The following is a 19845-nucleotide window of genomic DNA, read 5'->3' as shown; positions in this document are numbered from 1 at the left end:
TGCTTTCCTTATTGACGCGTTTCTTTTAATAGGCCGATCTCTGGCTGAACAATTTCAGGATCACTGCCATCTACCCATATGGTTTCATCACAAGCATGGGCAGGGTAATACCAAATCGCACTAATTTTATCGCCAGATAACTGATAAACCCCAAGGCTACATTGGCTACTGAGCTCACCTTCATGACTCCAGGTCACCTCTTCAACCGTGCTCACATAATTTGCCGACACCACTATCTGCCTGAGCGCGGCTTTAGCATCGGTAAGGTGAGCAAAATAGTCTGTCATCGCTGCCCCCAGTTCATGCTGAGTGGACGTTTCAACATCCATTTTCGTGCCCGATAAATTAAACCAATGCACATTGGGCGTAGTCTGTTGCAGCAACTGCTCAACACTATGATTATTAAAACCTTGAATAAACTGCTTTACCACAGTCACTGAATCGGGCTGTTGAGTTTCAATTGGTAATGGATCACTCGCGCTAACCAGTGGTGATACGCTAATCAATGCTGAACCGATAGCCAGTAACCAAATTTTGGGTTTCATGGTGAACCTCTTATTTATTTTGATGCTTTAGGGCGAATGGATAGAATTGTACACAGCAAGGAGGTCATTGAGACATTATTACCTCAGCCGTTATTCTTTTTTACCACGAAACTGACCACTCATCCAACTCGGCTGCAGCTGAGTCAAAATCAGCATTAAACTCTGAAGTGGGTGGTTTAGGGCTGAAAACAAAAAAGCCCCGCATATGCGAGGCTTTTGGTTAACACCATAAGGGCTAACACACCTTAGCGTTGGCTAAGGCAAATCCGTACTGGAGCGTTAAATTAGAAGCGGTAAGTCGCCTGAACACCAACAAGAATGATGTTGCCGCTAACTTGACCTTCAAACGTACCACCAAACATGGCAGATTGTTCGTCGTGCTCATGAATTGGAGACTCGTCAGCAAAAATATAAGTTGCACCAAAATCGAAATCTAGGTTGTCGCTATACTGGTAACCGTAGCCCACACTCAACCATAAACGGTCAACTTCTGGAATGGTAGTTGTACGGTTAGCATCAGAAACAGCAGCTTGGTCATAAGCAACACCAGTTCTTAGGGTCGATTTTTGTGATAACTGGTAAGTTGCACCAACGGCAAAACGGTAGTTATCTTCCCAGTTCTCTTGCTTCACTAAGATTGGGTCAGCTGAGATCTCAGGGATCATTGCTTCAAGCTTTTCAAATGAGCTCCAATCGGTCCAGTTAACACTGGCATGGATAGCAAGCTTATCGGTCAATTGATGGAAGCTAGCAATTTCAGCAGTCGCTGGTAACGCCAACTCCATAGAGCCCGCATACTGACTTGAAGGTGCTTTGCCTTGCATAATCATTGCAACGTCAAAACCTAAACCTTTGGCTTCGCCTTCAAGGTTTTGTTCAACTTCAGAGCGATAGTTAAAGCCAATACGATTGTTGGCGTTAATCTGCCAAGCACCGCCTAACTGCCAACCCCAAGAGATATCATCGCCTTCCATGTACTTAAGCGTTTTACCTTGCAAAGGCCCTTGAGAAACTGGCGCTTGTGCACCAAAGCTACCTTCGCCTAATACCAAGCGAACACCAGCACCGACGCTGAACTGCTCATTAATACGGTAAGCCACATTTGGGTTAATTTCGATTGCCATAATTGAGGCTTCGTTACCAAACTGGGTGCCAAGGAAACTATCGTCTAGTTCTGTAGCCATACCAAAGTTGCTACCTAACGCTAGACCTAAATACCACTGCTCATTTAACTGATGAGAAACGTAGAAGTTTGGTACAACGGCATCGCCTGCGATGTCTTTTGCTGATGATGGTGTGGTAACACCATTTGATGTCACTTCACCGTCGACATCAATATCCGGCATAACCAAAATCGCACCCGTGCTCACCTGAGTACCTTCAAGATAAGTTAGCATCGCAGGGTTACGAAATTGCGCCGCAGCGTTATCGGCCATCGCAGCTTCACCAGCGTACGCACGACCTAACCCAGTTGCAGAGTATTCAGCCAATTGAAAGCCAGCAGCTTGAACCTGTGTAACTGTCCCCAAAAGTGCTGCACTAACAGCAAGAGTTATTAAACGCTTATTCATTTGTTATCTCTAATTATGTTAACAAGAAGTAGAGTATTAACTCCACTTTTTAATGGCGGCGATTTTACAACTGCAGAATATCTTTTCAAGTACTTTATAAAAAACAGCACAAAACACTGGCAAAAATAACTATAAGCAGGAGAAAGCTAGGATAGGTCACATTTTAAAACACAAAAACAGTATCAACATAGGCAGTTTGCGTCGCTGAACAACATTGAAAACCGATAACCAAGGTAAACAAATAAGGATGATAATCAAAAGGATAAGCACGGAAATGCCGTGGTACATATGTACTCTATAAATTTAACCAAATAGCAGTGAAAAAAACTACCACCTTTATCATGTGACAGCGAACCGGAAAGGCGAAAAAATTTAAAACAATAAAAACAATCGCTAAGCAAATAAAGCAAAGGCTAAATTAAACAAAGCCATTTATAAAAAATCTAAATGGCTTCAGCAAAACTCAATAATGGTACATATGTACGCTAACTTTTAGGTACTATTTCAATGCTATCAGCCTCTCCAAGATGGAATGTTAGCTTCATAATTAGCAATCGTATCGACGTGTGACAGCGTTAACCCAATCGCATCTAATCCATTTAATAAGTTATGCCTTGCCGACTGAGCAATTTCAAAATGGAATAAAGCGCCTGATGGACTCGTCACAGTCAATGCTTGTAGATCAACATCGATCTCAGCCCCTTCTTTAGCCTCAACCTCAGCCATAAGCTGTTTAACTTCGGCATCGGTTAACCTGACAGGCAACAAACCATTGTTGATTGAGTTGCCATAAAAGATATCGGCAAAACTAGGCGCAATAATCACCTTAAAACCAAAATCAGCCAATGCCCATGGCGCGTGTTCTCGGCTTGAACCACAGCCAAAATTTTCCTGCGACACCAGAATAGACGCCCCCTTATATCGAGGCTGATTCAGATTAAAATCTGGGTTTGGCTTATCGCCAGCCTCATCGAGATAACGCCAATCATGAAATAAGTGAACACCAAAGCCGTCTCGGGTCACCTTAGACAAAAATTGTTTAGGGATAATCTGGTCGGTATCGACGTTTGCACTATCTAAGATAACCGCAAGCCCTGTATGTGAAATAAATGGTTGCATGCTGCTCTCCTAGTATGGTTTACGAATATCAACAAAATGGCCTGCAACGGCTGCAGCTGCCGCCATGGCAGGGCTCACTAAGTGAGTACGGCTACCACGCCCTTGTCGACCTTCAAAATTACGATTACTGGTCGACGCGCAGCGATCGCCCACCTCTAACTTGTCATCGTTCATTGCCAAACACATAGAGCATCCCGGTAAGCGCCACTCAAAGCCCGCTTCCAAAAAGATCTTATCTAAACCCTCTGCTTCTGCTTGCTCTTTCACTAGGCCCGACCCGGGTACCACGATAGCTTTAACCCCGTCAGCAACCTTGCGGCCTTTGGCATGCACCGCTGCAGCGCGCAGATCTTCAATGCGAGAATTAGTACATGAACCGATAAACACCTTGTTAATACTGACATCTGTCATCAAGGTGCCTGCGGTTAAATCAACGTACTGTAAGGCATTTTCAATACTGGTACGCACGGTAGGATTGGTGGCATCTAACGGGTTAGGCACAAGCTGATCAATCGCAACCACTTGGCCAGGGTTAGTCCCCCAGGTTAATTGCGGGGCAATATCTTTAGCTTCAATCACAACAGTGGCATCAAATACTGCATCGGCATCAGTCTTTAACTGACTCCATGCTTCAACCGCCTGCTCCCAACTTGCTCCTTTAGGTGCAAACTCGCGACCCTCTAAGTACTCAGCAGTAGTGGTATCGGGTGCGATCATGCCCGCTTTAGCGCCCATTTCGATGGCCATATTACAAACCGTCATCCGCCCCTCCATCGACAAGGCTTCAATCGCCTCACCACAGAACTCGACCACGTAGCCTGTACCGCCGTCCATACCAATTTTACCAATAATCGCCAGCACGATATCTTTAGCCGTAATACCATCAGCCACTTTGCCACGCACCTCAATTTTCATCGTCTTAGCTTTAAGCTGACGCAAAGTCTGCGTTGCCATCACATGCTCAACTTCCGAGGTGCCAATACCAAAGGCAAGCGCACCAAAAGCGCCATGGGTTGCGGTGTGGGAGTCACCACAGACAATCACAGTGCCCGGTAGAGTAATACCTAACTCCGGCCCCATCACATGCACAATACCCTGGTTTTTATGGTGGATATCATAAAGACGCACGCCAAACTCTTTACAGTTTCGCTCAAGCGTTTCAACTTGCGTTCGCGCCATTGGGCTTAACGCATCTAAACTTGCACTTGTAGTTGAAGTATTGTGATCCATGGTGGCGAAGGTTTTTTCTGGCGCACGTAACTTGCGGCCCGCCACTTTTAAGCCACTAAAGGCTTGTGGAGACGTCACCTCATGCACTAAATGCCTATCTACATAGATGATTGGCGCCTCACCTTCGCCAGCAAACACAATATGGTTATCCCATACCTTTTCATACAATGTCTTCGCCATGGTTACACTCCTTCTCGCACAAGCTTGGCAATATAGTCACCCATCTCACTGGTTGATTTTGCATTATGGCGCTCTTCAATTGCGAGTAGCTCACCCGTTAGATAACCATCGCTCAAGGCTTTACCGACTGCATTCTCTATTACTGTCGCCGCCTCTTCCTGCTTGAGGCTATGACGTAGTAATAGCGCTGCAGAAAGGATTTGCGCCACAGGGTTAGCAATGCCTTGACCGGCAATATCAGGCGCACTACCACCCGCAGGCTCATATAAACCAAAGCCTGCGCTATTCATACTGATAGAAGAAAGCAAACCCATAGAGCCTGTTAGCATGGCAATTTCATCTGAGATGATGTCGCCGAAAAGGTTAGAGCACAGCATGACATCAAATTCATCTGGACGACGTAGTAACTGCATCGTCGCGTTATCGATATAGATATGCTCGAGCTCGACATCTGGAAAGTCTTTAGCAACCTCTTCAACCACTTCTCGCCATAAAACTGAACAAGCGAGTACATTGGCTTTATCGACTGAAGTGACTTTTTTACGGCGACCTTGCGCAGTCTCGAAGGCGATTTTTGCGATACGTCTGATCTCTTTGCGGCTATAGCGCATAGTATCGAACGCTTCTTCATTCTCACCTTCTCCTATGCGACCTTTTGGCTTACCAAAGTAAATACCACTGGTTAGCTCACGCACACAAAGCACATCGAAACCACGAGAAGAGATGTCGCTGCGTAGTGGTGACATATGCTCAAGACCCGCATGTAGCTTTGCCGGGCGCATATTACAAAACAACTCAAAGTGACCACGAAGAGGAAGTAGTGCACCGCGCTCAGGTTGATCGTTAGGCGCAAGGTGCTCCCACTTCGGGCCGCCAACAGAGCCAAATAAAATCGCATCGGCCGCTTCACACCCTTTAAGCGTGGCATCAGGTAGCGGGCAACCATGATTATCGATAGCCGCGCCACCCACATCGTACTCGGTATATTCAATAGACAGTGCAAAACGCTCTTCTGTTGCCTTTAGCACTTTGCGCGCTTCAACCATCACTTCTGGCCCTATGCCATCTCCCGCCAGTACTGCAATCTGATAACTCATACGTCAGCTAACTCCTGTAATTTGCTCTTTAATTTAATTTTCAATTTATAAGTATTGGGTGACATTAAATGGGCAAGCTTATACGCTGCCGAACTCTTGTTTATTCTGTTGGATACGCTGTTTGCAATCAGCCACTTTATCGGCGCGCCATGTCAAGTTCATCACATGGATTAAGGCCTTGGCAGAGGCTTCAACCACATCAGTTGCTAAGCCCACACCATGGAAGTTTTGCTCGCGATACTTGGCGGTAATATCCACTTGGCCTAACGCATTGTGACCTTCGCCTTTTGCACTTAACTGGTAACTGGTGATGTTGGTTTTACAGCCACTAGCACGGGCAACCGCCTTATACGCCGCATCGACAGGACCGTTACCCGTTGCGGCTTCGGTAATCGTCTCACCATTAACCGCCACTTTTACCGTGGCTGTTGCGCTGCCTTCGGTTGAGTCTGAATGCACAACCAATTGCTGCAGTTCAAAATGATCATCGTCTTCAGCCTGCGCCTCCATAAAGGCCAATGCTTCTAAGTCATAATCAAACACTTGACCCTTTTTATCTGCTAGAGCTAAAAACTCTTCATACAAAACATCCATATCGTAATCTTGCTCACCATAGCCAAGCTCACTCATACGATGCTTGATAACGTGGCGGCCTGAGCGTGAGGTCATGTTTAAGTTATTACGGTTAAGGCCAATACTCTCAGGCGTCATAATCTCATAGGTATTTTGCGCTTTTAGCATGCCGTCTTGATGAATACCCGATGAGTGAGTAAAGGCATTCGCCCCCACTATCGCCTTGTTTGCTTGCACTGGCATATTACAAAGCTGGCTCACTAAGCTTGAAGTGCGGTGGATCTCTTTAGCGTTGATCCCCGTCTCTAGGCCTAACTCACCTTTGCGGGTCGACAAGATCATGGCGATCTCTTCTAGCGAGCAGTTACCCGCGCGCTCACCAATGCCGTTTACGGTACATTCAATTTGGCGAGCACCGTGCTGCACTGCGGTAATAGAGTTTGCGACTGACAAGCCTAAGTCATCATGGCAATGCACCGAGATCACCGCTTGATCAATATTGGGGACGCGGTTAAACAAGGTTTGAATAATGCCGCCAAATTCGCTTGGCACCGTATAACCAACAGTGTCAGGAATATTAATGGTGCGCGCTCCAGCCTTAATGGCCTCTTCCACCATACGGCACAAATTATCGATAGGGGTACGACCGGCATCTTCACAAGAGAACTCCACATCATCGGTAAATCGGCGCGCGTACTTAACCGCTCCTACCGCCATATCGAGCACTTGATCGAATGAGCGCTTTAACTTGTTTTCAACATGAATGGTCGATGTCGAGATAAACGTATGAATACGGAACTGTTCCGCTACCGACAAAGCCTGAGCCGCGGCGTCGATATCACTTTCTAACGCCCTCGACAATGCACATACGCGGCTATTCTTAATCGTTTTTGCAATGGTTTGCACCGACTCAAAATCACCTGGTGAAGAGACTGGGAACCCCACCTCCATCACATCAACACCTAAACGCTCCAACGCCAGTGCAATCTGAAGCTTTTCTTTAACCGTTAAACTTGCTGCTAATGCTTGCTCACCATCGCGTAAGGTGGTGTCAAATATAATCACTCGGTTAGACATCTATCTTCTCCATTGAACATCATTGTTCGGTTATGCGTTCTCGTAGCTATTTGGCGTTTAATACCGATTGCTATAAATACAAAAAACCCCGCGTTATTAGCGGGGTTTATTAATGCAGGCTTATTTTCAAGCGTATAGCACTAAGTCCTCCGCGCAGAGTCTGCGAGAATGAGAATAAGGAGTCCTAGTAATACACGGTTATATTTCATCACTTTTTTCAGCCTAATCTGTTTTGCCACAACTTTTTATTTATCGTGATTTCTATTCACAATAATTGGATAAATATTCCCAACGCAATAGCTAGGATGGTTAATTTTTAACGTGCATCAGCATCGGTGTCAACCACAAATTCGCTTACTTCAGTTATTTTCAGGCTAATTATCGCTCAAAAAAGCGATATAAAGAGCGCAAATCAGCGCAAAAACATCCAAACCCGCCTTTTTATCGCAAAAAAGCATACATATGATCAACCTGTCGCAATATTCTCGCGCCATCAGCTTTTTTATGCATATTTTATTTAAATTCGCTATAATGCGGGTCTTATTCGAAGGAAAGTGGATAAGGGTTACCCTTAGGAGCGTTTTAAAATGGATTTTCGTATCATAGTCCTCAGCTTTTCGCTGTGGCTTTCACCTGCGTATTCATTAACCTTAGAACAACTCGAGCAACTTAATACCTCTGTCTTTCAGTATCCGAGCAAGGCATTAAATAACATCCACGATATAGAACAACAGCTTCACGCCTATTTAGATCCCAAAGTTTTACAGCTTCGAATGAGCGCATTTAAGTGTGAAACCTATCTACAGCTTGGTGAGAATGCAGCCGCTATCAACTTGGCTCGATTTAACGATGCTAAAGCCAAACGGTTAAAGCTAGAGCAAGCTCGACCTTACTTTCTCAACTGCATGGCGCAAGCCTACGTTAACTACGGTAATTACCAGCAAGCCCTACCGTTAATTCACTCTTCAATCACCCTGTCTCGTCGCTTAGAACAACCTCAAGCCTTGATTAATGGGCTATGGCTCAGAAGTCAGCTAGATGCCAAGGTTCAGCATAACGACACGGCGATCGAAGACTTACGCCTAGCGCTAGATCTTTACCCGCAAGTTGAACAGCAAAATGAACAGTGGCTGCTTACCCCAATCGCATACCTAAATGTCTCTATGGCTAAATTACTGATGGGGGAAAATGAACAAAAAGAAGCCAATGGCTTTCTAGATAAGGCGCTTAAAGATGAGGGCTCGGCAGGAAAAATAGCACTTAATTTGTCAATTGATGCCGCTAATCTAGCCCTATCGAATAATCACCCTAAGCTAAGGGATCATTATGTACAGATAGCACGAAGCAAACTTCCCGAGCTCGGCAGCCCTTTTGAATTGGCCGAAGCCTATAAGCAAATAGCTTTTATTGACTTTAGCAGCGGTAAATACAGTAGTGCAGAGCAACTGCTCCACTTAAGCATTAACACCTTTAAAAAAGAATCTAACGCTAGCGCAACCATCAGCGCCTTGCACCTGTTAGCCCAAGTGAAGTTAGCCCAAGGTCAAGAGAGCTTAGGCCTAGAGCAGATGACTGAAGCCATAGTGATTGCGGATCAAAAAAACCGCTATACAGATCTTAAACTTTGCTACGCCGTACTGGCTAAATACTTTGCCGAGAAGGGGAGTTTCGCTTTAGCCTATGATTACCAACTAAAGCAATTTCAGGCCGCTGAAAATGAAGCTCTTTTCATCCAAAACATCTGGTTATCTCATTTAAAATCAGACTTAAGCCGTCAACAGCAGGCATCAGAAGAGCTACAAAGTAGCGACGCCGTCGTCATGCCCAGGCAGCTAATTCCAAATTCATTCTTGCCGATTATTTTTGTTCTATTCAGCTTAGCTATCTTTATCACTTGGTATCACAGGCAAACGCCGAAAACATCGCCAGAAACTAAAGAGCCTATTCAGATAAAACCTAACGCAACAGGTAAGCAAAAACTGGAAGATATGCTTAGCGTTAGTAAACATGCACATTACCCACTGTCATTATTAGTACTAGATCCAAGTGGGGTTTTGAGTAGCGACATTGCGGTTATGATAGAGCAACTAAAGACCAAACTGAGAGAGCAAGATCTGTTATTTTTGCAATCAGAGCAGCAACTATTAATCATGTTACCGCATACTTCAGAGGATGCGGCGATCAATGTCATCGAGCAGCTATCGGGCATAGTGGCGGTGTGGCAAAATGACAGCAAGGTCAGCATCGGCCTTGCCAGTATGCAGCAGTTTGATAATTTACAATCTATGGTAAAGCGCGCCAATGTTAGTCAACTGAGGCGACTAAAACCTGTCAGTAAGCGTTTCTCAGTAACAACCGCCAATGAGTAATTAAGAACTGCAAGGCCGTTATTTCAAGCAAGGCGACTAAAACCTATCAATAAGCGTTTCTCAGTAACAACCGCCAATGAGTAATTAAGAACTGCAAAACAGTTATTTCAAGCAAGGCGACTAAAACCTATCAATAAGCGTTTCTCAGTAACAACCGCCAATGAGTAATTAAGAACCGTAAGACAGTTATTTCAAGCAAGGCGACTAAAACCGGTCAGCATGCGTCTCTCAGTAACAAGTGCCAATGAGTAATTAAGAACCGTAAGGCCGTTATTTCAAGTAATGACAGACTAAGAACGATCGATTAACCTTCTGCGAGGTAGTCCGCTATTTCATCAAGAAACTCACCACCAAAGCGTTCTAACTTGCGTTCACCTACGCCGTTTACAGCCAACATCTCGCCAGGACTGGTTGGTAGTATTGCAGCCATTTCAGCCAAAGTTGCATCATTAAACACTAAGTATGGCGGCACATCTAACTCCTCTGCCAGCGTGCGACGCAACAACTTAAGTCTTGCGAACAACTTACGATCGTAATTAAGCGGCGCACGTGAATTATTACTGCGGCGCTTAGTGGTTTGAATGACGATTCTTGGCTCAGCAAGCAGTAACTCAACTTCACCTTTTAGTACTGCACGTGCAGATGGGTTAAGCGTCACCGAAGAACCTCGGGTAATGTCCTGATTGGCAAGCCCTAGATGGATCAACTGTCTTATCACGCTGAGCCAATGCTCGTGGCTCTTCTCTTTACCAATGCCCCAGGTAGATAACTTGTCATGCCCACGCTCAATCACGCTCGCCGACTTTGACCCACGTAGCACTTCGATAAGGTGGTTAATGCCAAAACGTTGCCCAATCCGGTAGATGCAAGACAGCACTTTTTGTGCATCTTGAATACCGTTGTATTTTTTAGGCGGGTCGAGGCAAATATCGCAGTTACCACACGCCTTTAGCGCAGGTTCATCGAAATAATGTAATAACACTTGGCGACGGCAAGTCTGCGCCTCGGCAAAAGCAGCCATAGTATTGAGCTTGTGAAACTCAACTTGTTGCTGCGGCCCAGGCTCTGACTGCTCGATTAAGTGCCGCACTCGACCGATATCGGCAGGGTCAAATAGCATCAGAGCTTCAGAATCTAAGCCATCTCGCCCAGCACGACCAGTTTCTTGGTAGTAAGCCTCTACGCTCTTAGGGATATCGTAATGCACCACGTAGCGCACGTTTGACTTGTTGATCCCCATACCAAATGCCACGGTTGCCACCACAATATCGAGCTGGTCTTTTAAAAATCGGTCTTGAACATCAGCTCGCTCTTCTTGAGTTTTACCCGCATGGTAAGCTTCGGCTTGATGCCCCTGCAGACGCAAGCGCTCTGCGACCTCATCGACTCGACGTCGACTGCTACAGTACACAATGCCACTAGTCCCGTTTTGCGCATCGACAAACTGACGCAACTGATTCGCTGCATTGAGCTTTTCAGCTACGGTATAGCGAATATTGGGTCGATCAAAACTGGTCAGTAAAGAGTGCGGCGTAATGGTTAAACGCTCACAAATGTCGGCTCGGGTCGCTTTATCGGCCGTCGCCGTCAGTGCCATGATAGGGACTTGGGGAAATTGCTGGCGTAAGCGGCCTAATGCGGCATATTCGGGCCTAAAGTCATGACCCCACTGCGAGATACAGTGCGCCTCGTCAATCGCAAACAAAGAGACATTAAGCTCATGTAGCCTATCGATAAAACTTGCTTGTAGTAGACGCTCCGGCGATACATACAGCAACTTTAGCTCGCCATAGCGCATCTTTTGTAAGACTTGTAGACTCTCCTCTCTTGGCAGAGATGAGTTTAAGTAGGCCGCTGAGACGCCGGTTTGGATAAGGCTGTCGACCTGATCTTTCATTAATGAGATCAGCGGAGATACCACCACAGTCAAACCGGGCATGATTAATGCTGGCAATTGATAACACAGGCTTTTACCGCCACCCGTTGGCATGATCACTAGGCAATCTTGTCCCGCGCAGATCTGTTCAATTACCTCTCGCTGCCCCTCTCTAAAAGTACGATAACCAAATACCGACTGAAGGGTGGAAGATAACTGATCGACTGAATTATCGAGCGCGGCCTGATCCATAGTGAACCTGTGTTAAAAATAGGGTCGACTATTCTAAATGAGCGTGAGGCTATTGTCTCTCTCGATTGTCGTTACTGAATAAATTTTGAGCTTGCATCCTCCTATCCATTAGCGATAGATTAAATACTCTAATAGGATTACTTATGACATAGGGACGCTAAATGAGTCAGCAAATTCAGCAAGAAACATTACGTAGAGTCGCCGAAATTTTTGACCAACACGTGCCCTTTCACAACCTGCTGGGCATGGATATCAAGCGCTATGATATGGACGGCGTAGAAATTCAAGTGACCATGAAACCTGAACTAATAGGCAATATCCATCAGCAGATCCTTCATGGTGGAGTAACGGCAACGGTTCTCGATGTGGTCGGTGGTCTCACGGCTTTTTCTGGATTAGTCGCTAGCCGGGATGATTGGAGCCAAGAAGAGCTGGAAAACCGCATCAAAACACTCGGCACCATCGACCTTAGAATTGACTATTTGCGTCCGGGTCGTGGCGAAATATTTACAGGCACGGGCACAGTGATCCGCGCAGGTAATCGAGTTTCGGTATCACGAATGGAGCTTCATAACGAAAAAGGCGACCATATCGCTTTTGGAACAGGAACTTACATGGTTGGCTAAGTTTTGATAATAAGCGACTAGCGATTTTATCAGAAGTGGCAGCTAAGCTTTCCTAACTGTCACATTCAAACAACAGCGGGCCATTTCAATAAAGTCGTTCACTGCTTGAGTCTATTGCTTAGCAAGACTACAATCTGCGGCTACTTCCCTATTTAATACATTCCAATGCAAGAAACTGAATACCGTAAAGGCATAATCTATGCAATTTGCGCCTATACCCTTTGGGGATTTGCAGCGCTTTATTTCAAGCTGCTCGACAAGGTACCCGCAGCAGAGATCTTATTACACCGAGTACTTTGGTCATTTGTCTTTGTTACTATTTTAATCGCACTTTTCGGTGGTTTTGCCCGACTGCGCAACCTGCTTAAACAACCCAAGCAGCTCGCTGTACTGTGTGTAACTTCGGTATTGATTGCAGGTAACTGGCTACTATTTATCTGGGCGGTCAATAACGACCACATGCTCGATGCAAGTTTAGGCTATTTCATAAATCCGCTGGTGAATGTCAGTCTAGCCATGATATTTCTAGGTGAGCGCCTACGTAAACTGCAATGGGCGGCAGTTGCACTCGCAGCAACAGGTGTAATGATCCAGCTGATCTCATTTGGTTCAATTCCATTAGTGTCGCTAGGCTTAGCCTGTTCATTTGCTTTCTATGGCTTGCTACGTAAAAAAGTCAATGTCGACGCCAAGACAGGCTTACTAGTAGAAACCGCTATTTTGATGCCAATCGCGCTTATTTACCTGGTTACCAATATGGGAGATTCATTAACCCATCTGCTCACTAACGATTTGAATTTAAATCTACTCTTAGTTGCAGCGGGTATCGTAACGACCATTCCTTTACTGTGCTTTGCCTCCGCAGCCGTTAGGATCCCATTTTCAATGCTAGGTTTCTTTCAATATATAGGCCCAAGCATTATGTTTGTGCTGGCTATCGCCTTGTTCAACGAGCCTTTCGATGCGGAAAAAGGCATTACCTTCGCATTCATCTGGGCGGCACTGCTCCTGTTTACGGTAGATATGTTCTATAAACGAAAACCTAAGCTATAACGCCTAACAAAAAAAGCGAACCTTATTCTGGTTCGCTTTTTTTTTTGGCTATCGACTCAATAACCTATCCGGCTCTTGTAGACTCAATATGATCCGGTATCCACGGAGCGTTGGGATCATCACCAGATTTTGTTCTTCGCTCATTGCGACAAAGGCTTTTTGTTTATTGGACAATTTAAACCAACCTAATTGATAACCCGCCATACCGACACCATTGTGACGAGACTCGAGTTTTAAATCGGGATCCCGCTGCCAATCTAGACGCTGGATCTCTTTTATCTTCACCTCGGCAAGCGGCAGGGTGATCGCGTAAAATGGCACATCAAGGGTTAACGTGTCATCGCCAATAATCAACTTAGAATCATCTGCCTTATAGAACACCCAACTAAACGCAAACAGCGTGAGCAGGAGTAACCCAAAACTGATGATTTTACTGATCTCGGGTAGCGTACTGAAATAGATAAAAGTCAACAATCCGACTAAAATCGCTAGCAAAGCAATGAAGCTCCAGTAACCCCCTGACGTGAGTGGTGCCAGTGCATAAACCTGAGGCATGGGCGCTCCTAATTAGCTATGGTGTTCAGATTTTTAGATGACAATAACTTTTGTCATCCTTTAAGCCTTTCTTCCATATGACTCAAATACCAATCAGTATAAGTCTAGCGCTAAAATCTTCGATTTGCGTTGATAGTTATACAGCTGCTTTTTCTTCTCTGGCAACGCTTCAACTTCAACCATATTAAACCCATGCTCTAAGAACCAATGGATACTGCGGGTCGTTAAGGCAAACAAACGCGAATAGCCTCTCACTCTTGCCTGACCAATAATATTTTGTAGTAGCAAGCTGCCTCTATCGGCATCGCGGTAGTCGGGATGCACCACTAAACAGGCAAACTCACCCGCATTATCCTCCTCAAATGGATAAAACGCCGCGCAGCCGATCACTAGGCTGTCGCGCTCAATTAACATAAACTGCTCTATCTCCACCTCTAGCTGCTCACGTGAGCGCCGCACTAAGATCCCTTTCTGCTCCAGTGGGCGGATAAGATCTAATATGCCGCCGATATCACTGATCGTTGCTCTACGTAGACGCTCGGCGCTTTCGGTTACAATCTGCGTGCCGATACCATCGCGGGAGAAGAGCTCTTGCAACAGTGCACCATCATCGAGATAACTCACAAAGTGACAGCGACTGACCCCATTGCGACAAGCATCGATGCTGGCCTCCAAGAAAGCCTTGGTGCCAACACACAATGGAGAGACCTCGGGAAACTCATTTAAGATCTTTTGCGCTTCGGTGGGCATCAACTCAGCGACAACCTGACCATAGTTATCTAAAATACCTTTCTCGGCGCTAAAGCCTATCATCTTGTCTGCTTTGAGTTTTATTGCAATCTGGGTGGCAACCTCTTCTGCAGTTAGATTAAAGCTCTCCCCCGTCACAGAGGCTGCTACAGGGCCAAGTAATACGATACCACCACTGTCGAGCTGACGCTTCAGCCCCAGGCTGTCAATACGACGCACCTTACCGCTGAGACAATAATCGACACCATCCTCGACCCCTAATGGCTGAGCAATGACAAAGTTACCGCTGACCACGTTGATCTGTGCGCCCTGCATTGGCGTGTTACTTAGACTCATCGATAGGCGCGCGGTGATATCGAGGTGCAAAGCACCTACCACTTGTTTAATGACCTTAAGCGCGTCTTCTTCCGTGACTCTCACACCATTGTAATATTCGGCAGCCAAACTGCGCTCGGCCAACGCTTCATCTATCTGCGGCCTAGCGCCATGAACAAGGACTATCTTAATCCCAAGGCTGTGCAGTAGCGCAATATCATTGATGATGGCGCGAAACTGTTGCTGTGCGATAGCCTCGCCACCCAACATAACGACGAAGGTTTTGCCCCTATGGGCATTCACATAGGAAGCGGAATGACGAAATCCATCAACAAGTTCTGTGGTACGCACGTTAACATCACCTTTAAAATAGATAGGAAAGATATCCGAAGCTTCATATTTGATAATTAGCTCAGTTATACCCAAAGATAATAGTGCATTTAAATTCATTTAAAAAGCATTTATTATCACGCGTTATTTTATTGTAGCGATGATGCTTTATGTCGACAGGTTCGCATGACATTCAATCGTTTTTTATATAAACCCCAGAAAAACCTATATTTAAATAGGCACCTCATACAGCAAAGCTATTAATTAGCGACGAGTCCACCTGACTAAGTGCCTACGACTGCACGGTATAACAACACCGGCATTAGTGAATGGTTACGCAATTTGAATGCCGAAAGACATTAAAAACTGATTGAAAGCGACTTTGATAAGATCTTTGAGTAAGAAATATGGGGGGATTGAAGCGATGTCAGTAAATTTTAGGCAAAAAAAAGCCCCTATAAATAGAGGCTTTTTCCAAGATGCTTAAACAAGTAATTACTTGATTTTAGCTTCTTTGTACATAACGTGCTGACGAACAACTGGATCAAATTTCTTGATTTCCATTTTTTCAGGCATGTTACGCTTGTTTTTTTCAGTCGTGTAGAAGTGACCAGTGTTAGCGCTAGAAACTAGCTTGATCTTCTCACGATTACCTTTAGCTTTAGCCATGGTTTATTATACCTTCTCGCCGCGGGCACGAAGTTCAGCAATAACAACTTCAATACCTTTCTTGTCGATGATACGCATACCTTTAGTAGATATACGTAGCTGTACGAAACGCTTTTCGTTTTCTAACCAGAAACGGTGGTTCTGTAGGTTAGGTAAAAAACGACGACGCGTTGCGTTCTTCGCGTGCGAACGGTTGTTACCAACCATTGGTCGCTTGCCAGTTACTTGGCATACTCTTGACATGTCAATCTTCTCCAAAACAATATATTTAACGCTCGAGCATTAATGCACCTCGAACACGGCCGTCGCCTGAGGCACACAACAGAGGGCGCATTTTATACAGGATCTAAAATAAAAGATCAAGGGATAGATTAATCTATCCATCCCCGTTCAGCAAAAGAAACGATCTCTCGATCGCCTACAACCATATGGTCCAACAAGGAAACATCGATAGTTTGTAAGGCTTGTTTCAATCGCTCAGTAATTCGTCTATCGGCTGTACTTGGTTCTGCAATCCCTGAGGGGTGATTGTGACACACGATCACAGCCGCAGCCTTTTTTTCAAGCACTAAACTTACCACTTCACGTGGATAAACTGATGCTGAATTGATTGTACCCCTAAATAATTCAACGAATTGAATCACTCTATGTTGACTATCTAACAATAAAATAGCGAACACTTCGTAAGCACGATCAGACAATTGTCTCATTAAATAGTCCCGAGTTAAATCAGGATCAGATAAAATTTTTCCTCTTTGTAGATTTTCTTGCGAAATTCGCGTGCCTAACTCCACTGCAGCCTGCATTTGCGCGAACTTAACAGGGCCTATCCCATCGAGGCGACAAACTTGTGTCTGAGACGCTGCCAGAAGGCCTCTAAGGCCACCAAACTCATTAATCATAGTTCTAGCTAGCTCCACAGCACTTAAGCCTTTTAAACCCACTCTAAGCAAGACAGCCAATAATTCAGCATCCGATAGCTGCTTCACCCCTTGATTTAATAATTTTTCTCGTGGACCTTCGCCAACGGGCCAGTCTTTTATCGCCATAACAACCTCCTTGTTGATTTTATCTTCGAGTATGGTCTAGATTTTCTGAAGTTGTTCATCACCATTTTATGGTTTGTGATATCTTAGGCCCAACCTCTGCAGCGTGATAAAATGTTTATCGCCGAAGTGATGACGAAAAGAGTTAAGTATGGGTCTCAATAACAAAAAAGTGCTACTGGGTATTGGCGGCGGCATTGCCGCATATAAATCAGCTGATCTGGTACGTAAGTTAAAAGAACGCGGCGCCGATGTCCGAGTTGTTATGAGTCAAAGTGCGCAGGAATTTATTACCCCGCTAACTTTGCAAGCGCTGTCCGGTTATCCGGTGGCAACCGATCTGCTTGATCCTACAGCCGAAGCCTCTATGGGGCATATCGAGTTGGCACGTTGGGCAGACTTAGTCATTATAGCTCCTGCGACAGCAAATCTTATCGCGCGTATTAATGCGGGTATGGCCGATGAGTTGATCACAACCACCTGCTTAGCTACCGAAGCGCCTGTAGTGCTTTGTCCAGCCATGAACCAACAGATGTATCGCAATGGCGCGACTCAAGCCAACTTAAAGCAAGTGGCCGAGCGAGGCATTCACATCTGGGGGCCTGAATCTGGCTCTCAAGCTTGCGGAGAAGTCGGTCCAGGCAGAATGCTTGAGCCGGTAGCAATTGCAGATAAAGCGGTTAATTTTTTTGGCCCTAAGCTACTGCAAGGCATGTCACTACTGCTTACAGCAGGTCCGACTCGAGAAGCAATCGACCCGGTGCGTTACATCTCCAACCACAGCTCAGGCAAGATGGGCTTTGCACTGGCTAAAGCCGCCGCAGAGATGGGCGCCGAGGTGACGCTAGTTGCAGGTCCCGTCAATCTAGCGACCCCTAACGGCGTGACTCGCATCAATGTTGAGTCGGCTCAAGAGATGCTGGACGCGGTGATGCCGCAGGTTGAGAAGCACCAAATATTTATCGGCTGCGCCGCCGTTGCCGATTACCGCATCGCAGACGTGGCTGAGAGTAAAATAAAGAAATCGGCTGAACAGATGCAACTTGCGCTAGTGCGAAATCCTGATATCTTAGCCAGCGTTGCCAGCCATGCTAACCGACCTTTTACCGTCGGATTTGCAGCTGAAACCAACGATGTAGAGCAATATGCACGCGGAAAACTGACGCGTAAGAAGCTCGATATGATTGCCGCTAATGACGTATCAAATAGCGCCATTGGCTTTAACAGTGACTCCAATGCACTCAGCGTATTTTGGAGTGATGGTAGCACCGATTTACCCGCTGTGAATAAAGACACTTTAGCCAAGCAATTGCTTACTCTAATAGCGAACAAAATAAAAAACTGATGAAAACACCAATCGAATTAAAGATTTTAGACTCACGCATCGGCACTGAATTTCCACTCCCAGCTTACGCAACACCAGGCAGTGCAGGAATGGATCTTCGCGCCATCACCGATACCCAACTGGTTATACAGCCGGGTGAAACGGTACTTATCCCAACAGGGATTGCCATTCACGTAGCAGACCCAAGCCTTGCGGCGATTATTTTACCTCGCTCAGGCCTTGGTCATAAGCACGGTATCGTTCTGGGCAACTTGGTTGGTCTTATCGACTCAGATTATCAAGGGCCGTTAATGGTCTCTTGCTGGAACCGTGGCAGTGAGCCTTTTACAATTGAAATTGGTGACAGACTCGCTCAGCTGGTATTTGTACCCGTTGTACAGGCAGAATTTAAACTTGTAGACGAGTTTAATCAGTCTGATCGCGGCACAGGTGGATTTGGTCACTCAGGAACCAAATAGTCGATTTCAGCGAACTTAGCTTAAATCAATTTAAATGGATAGCATGGAGCAATGTTTCCTTGCCGTCTCGCTCAGTAGTAATCGAGTGAAGGACAGATAAATGGCTGCAAGCCCGAAGATAAACCGTCGAGAGCATATCCTCCAATGCTTAGCGACTATGCTAGAAACAAGCCCTGGACAAAGGATCACCACCGCTAAATTAGCCGCAGAAGTTGGCGTATCAGAAGCAGCACTTTATCGCCACTTTCCAAGTAAAGCGCGCATGTTTGAAGGACTGATTGAGTTCATCGAAGAGTCACTTCTCTCACGCATCAACCTGATCATGGATGAAGAAAAAGACACCATGAAACGTTGTCAGCAACTGCTGCAGTTACTGCTGGTATTTGCCGAACGTAACCCGGGGATCTCGCGCGTATTAAACGGTGATGCACTACTGGGTGAAAACGAGCGTCTGCGTAGCCGAATTAGCCAGTTATTTGCAAAAATAGAAACCCATTTAAAGCAAATTTTGCGTGAGAAAAGTTTACGTGAAGGCAAAGGCTTTAACCTCGATGAGGCGGTGCTTGCTAACTTACTGCTTGCCGTTGCCGAAGGCCGAATCGCACAATTTGTGCGTAGCGAGTTTAAACTCAAGCCGACAAAGCACTTTAATGAGCAGTGGACATTTATTCAGCAACAACTGCTTCAAAGCTAATTATTCTATAAAAATGGCAGCAGACCATACATGCTGCCATTTCCTCCTACGACTATTGTTTCCCCCCGCCTTTTAGTTTACTTTCTCTGTAGAAAACACATAAAAATAACATTTG

The 19845-nt window shown here is 45.5% G+C and carries 18 protein-coding genes; 6 read left to right on the top strand and 12 right to left on the bottom strand.

The genetic code is table 11. The features are described 5' to 3' along the window. Positions 1-8 precede the first annotated feature (8 nt). The 6 genes from SHAL_RS02235 to leuA all read right to left on the bottom strand — a co-directional run bounded on the left by SHAL_RS02235 (position 9) and on the right by leuA (position 7392). Entirely contained in the window at positions 9-545 is a 537-nt protein-coding gene (locus SHAL_RS02235; protein WP_012275572.1) for a nuclear transport factor 2 family protein, read from the bottom strand. Positions 546-829: 284 nt separating this feature from the next. Beyond that, on the bottom strand, positions 830-2116 hold the full coding sequence (locus SHAL_RS02230) for an outer membrane protein transport protein (protein ID WP_012275571.1): 1287 nt from the start codon (positions 2114-2116) through the stop codon (positions 830-832). A gap of 513 nt (positions 2117-2629) precedes the next feature. Beyond that, positions 2630-3235 (bottom strand): 3-isopropylmalate dehydratase small subunit, encoded by a 606-nt coding sequence (gene leuD / locus SHAL_RS02225; RefSeq protein WP_012275570.1) that lies wholly within the window; start codon positions 3233-3235, stop codon positions 2630-2632. A 9-nt stretch (positions 3236-3244) separates the two neighbouring features. Then, positions 3245-4645: a 3-isopropylmalate dehydratase large subunit gene (gene leuC, locus SHAL_RS02220; RefSeq protein WP_012275569.1), complete on the bottom strand. Its 1401-nt coding sequence runs from the start codon at positions 4643-4645 to the stop codon at positions 3245-3247. A gap of 2 nt (positions 4646-4647) precedes the next feature. Continuing rightward, positions 4648-5742 (bottom strand): 3-isopropylmalate dehydrogenase, encoded by a 1095-nt coding sequence (leuB, locus tag SHAL_RS02215; RefSeq protein ID WP_012275568.1) that lies wholly within the window; start codon positions 5740-5742, stop codon positions 4648-4650. Between the two features lie 78 nt (positions 5743-5820). Next, complete coding sequence (gene leuA, locus SHAL_RS02210; protein WP_012275567.1) at positions 5821-7392, bottom strand: 2-isopropylmalate synthase; 1572 nt, start codon at positions 7390-7392, stop codon at positions 5821-5823. Positions 7393-7979: 587 nt separating this feature from the next. Here leuA and SHAL_RS02205 point away from each other — a divergent pair. Next, positions 7980-9761 (top strand): nucleotidyl cyclase domain-containing protein, encoded by a 1782-nt coding sequence (locus SHAL_RS02205; protein ID WP_012275566.1) that lies wholly within the window; start codon positions 7980-7982, stop codon positions 9759-9761. 304 nt (positions 9762-10065) lie between these two features. Here SHAL_RS02205 and recQ read toward each other — a convergent pair whose 3' ends face one another. Continuing rightward, positions 10066-11889, bottom strand: coding sequence for a DNA helicase RecQ (gene recQ / locus SHAL_RS02200; protein WP_012275565.1), 1824 nt, complete (start codon positions 11887-11889; stop codon positions 10066-10068). Positions 11890-12050: 161 nt separating this feature from the next. Here recQ and SHAL_RS02195 point away from each other — a divergent pair, with 161 nt between their 5' ends. Together SHAL_RS02195 and rarD are read left to right on the top strand one after the other, a co-directional pair. Next, positions 12051-12515, top strand: a complete 465-nt coding sequence (locus tag SHAL_RS02195; protein WP_012275564.1) for a thioesterase family protein — start codon at positions 12051-12053, stop codon at positions 12513-12515. A 165-nt stretch (positions 12516-12680) separates the two neighbouring features. Next, a complete protein-coding gene (gene rarD, locus SHAL_RS02190; protein ID WP_012275563.1) occupies positions 12681-13568 on the top strand; it encodes an EamA family transporter RarD in 888 nt (295 codons plus the stop codon). A 48-nt stretch (positions 13569-13616) separates the two neighbouring features. On the opposite strand, the gene SHAL_RS02185 is transcribed toward rarD, so the two are convergent. From SHAL_RS02185 to radC, 5 genes are all read right to left on the bottom strand, one after another. Further along, the gene (locus tag SHAL_RS02185; protein ID WP_012275562.1) at positions 13617-14123 is read right to left on the bottom strand and encodes a PH domain-containing protein; all 507 of its coding nucleotides are present in this window, start codon (positions 14121-14123) and stop codon (positions 13617-13619) included. Positions 14124-14216: 93 nt separating this feature from the next. Beyond that, complete coding sequence (gene argA, locus SHAL_RS02180; protein ID WP_012275561.1) at positions 14217-15539, bottom strand: amino-acid N-acetyltransferase; 1323 nt, start codon at positions 15537-15539, stop codon at positions 14217-14219. Positions 15540-16013: 474 nt separating this feature from the next. Beyond that, positions 16014-16187: a 50S ribosomal protein L33 gene (gene rpmG / locus SHAL_RS02175; protein ID WP_012275560.1), complete on the bottom strand. Its 174-nt coding sequence runs from the start codon at positions 16185-16187 to the stop codon at positions 16014-16016. Positions 16188-16193: 6 nt separating this feature from the next. Next, positions 16194-16430 (bottom strand): 50S ribosomal protein L28, encoded by a 237-nt coding sequence (rpmB, locus tag SHAL_RS02170; RefSeq protein WP_012275559.1) that lies wholly within the window; start codon positions 16428-16430, stop codon positions 16194-16196. 128 nt (positions 16431-16558) lie between these two features. Then, on the bottom strand, positions 16559-17236 hold the full coding sequence (gene radC, locus SHAL_RS02165) for a RadC family protein (protein ID WP_012275558.1): 678 nt from the start codon (positions 17234-17236) through the stop codon (positions 16559-16561). 148 nt (positions 17237-17384) lie between these two features. Here radC and coaBC point away from each other — a divergent pair, with 148 nt between their 5' ends. The 3 genes from coaBC (at position 17385) to slmA (ending at position 19730) form a co-directional block, all read left to right on the top strand. Then, positions 17385-18578 carry a bifunctional phosphopantothenoylcysteine decarboxylase/phosphopantothenate--cysteine ligase CoaBC gene (gene coaBC, locus SHAL_RS02160; protein WP_012275557.1) on the top strand — a complete coding sequence of 398 codons (1194 nt, stop codon included), beginning with the start codon at positions 17385-17387 and terminating at the stop codon, positions 18576-18578. Next, positions 18578-19036, top strand: a complete 459-nt coding sequence (gene dut / locus SHAL_RS02155; protein ID WP_012275556.1) for a dUTP diphosphatase — start codon at positions 18578-18580, stop codon at positions 19034-19036. The genes coaBC and dut overlap by 1 nt, the downstream gene beginning before the upstream one ends. A 100-nt stretch (positions 19037-19136) precedes the next feature. Then, on the top strand, positions 19137-19730 hold the full coding sequence (slmA, locus tag SHAL_RS02150; RefSeq protein WP_012275555.1) for a nucleoid occlusion factor SlmA: 594 nt from the start codon (positions 19137-19139) through the stop codon (positions 19728-19730). The last annotated feature ends 115 nt before the right edge of the window (positions 19731-19845 follow it).

Origin of the sequence: Shewanella halifaxensis HAW-EB4, from assembly GCF_000019185.1 — a bacterium.
Lineage (GTDB): Bacteria > Pseudomonadota > Gammaproteobacteria > Enterobacterales > Shewanellaceae > Shewanella > Shewanella halifaxensis.
Note: the sequence above shows the minus strand (reverse complement) of the source record. Positions and strands in the feature narration are given on the sequence as shown.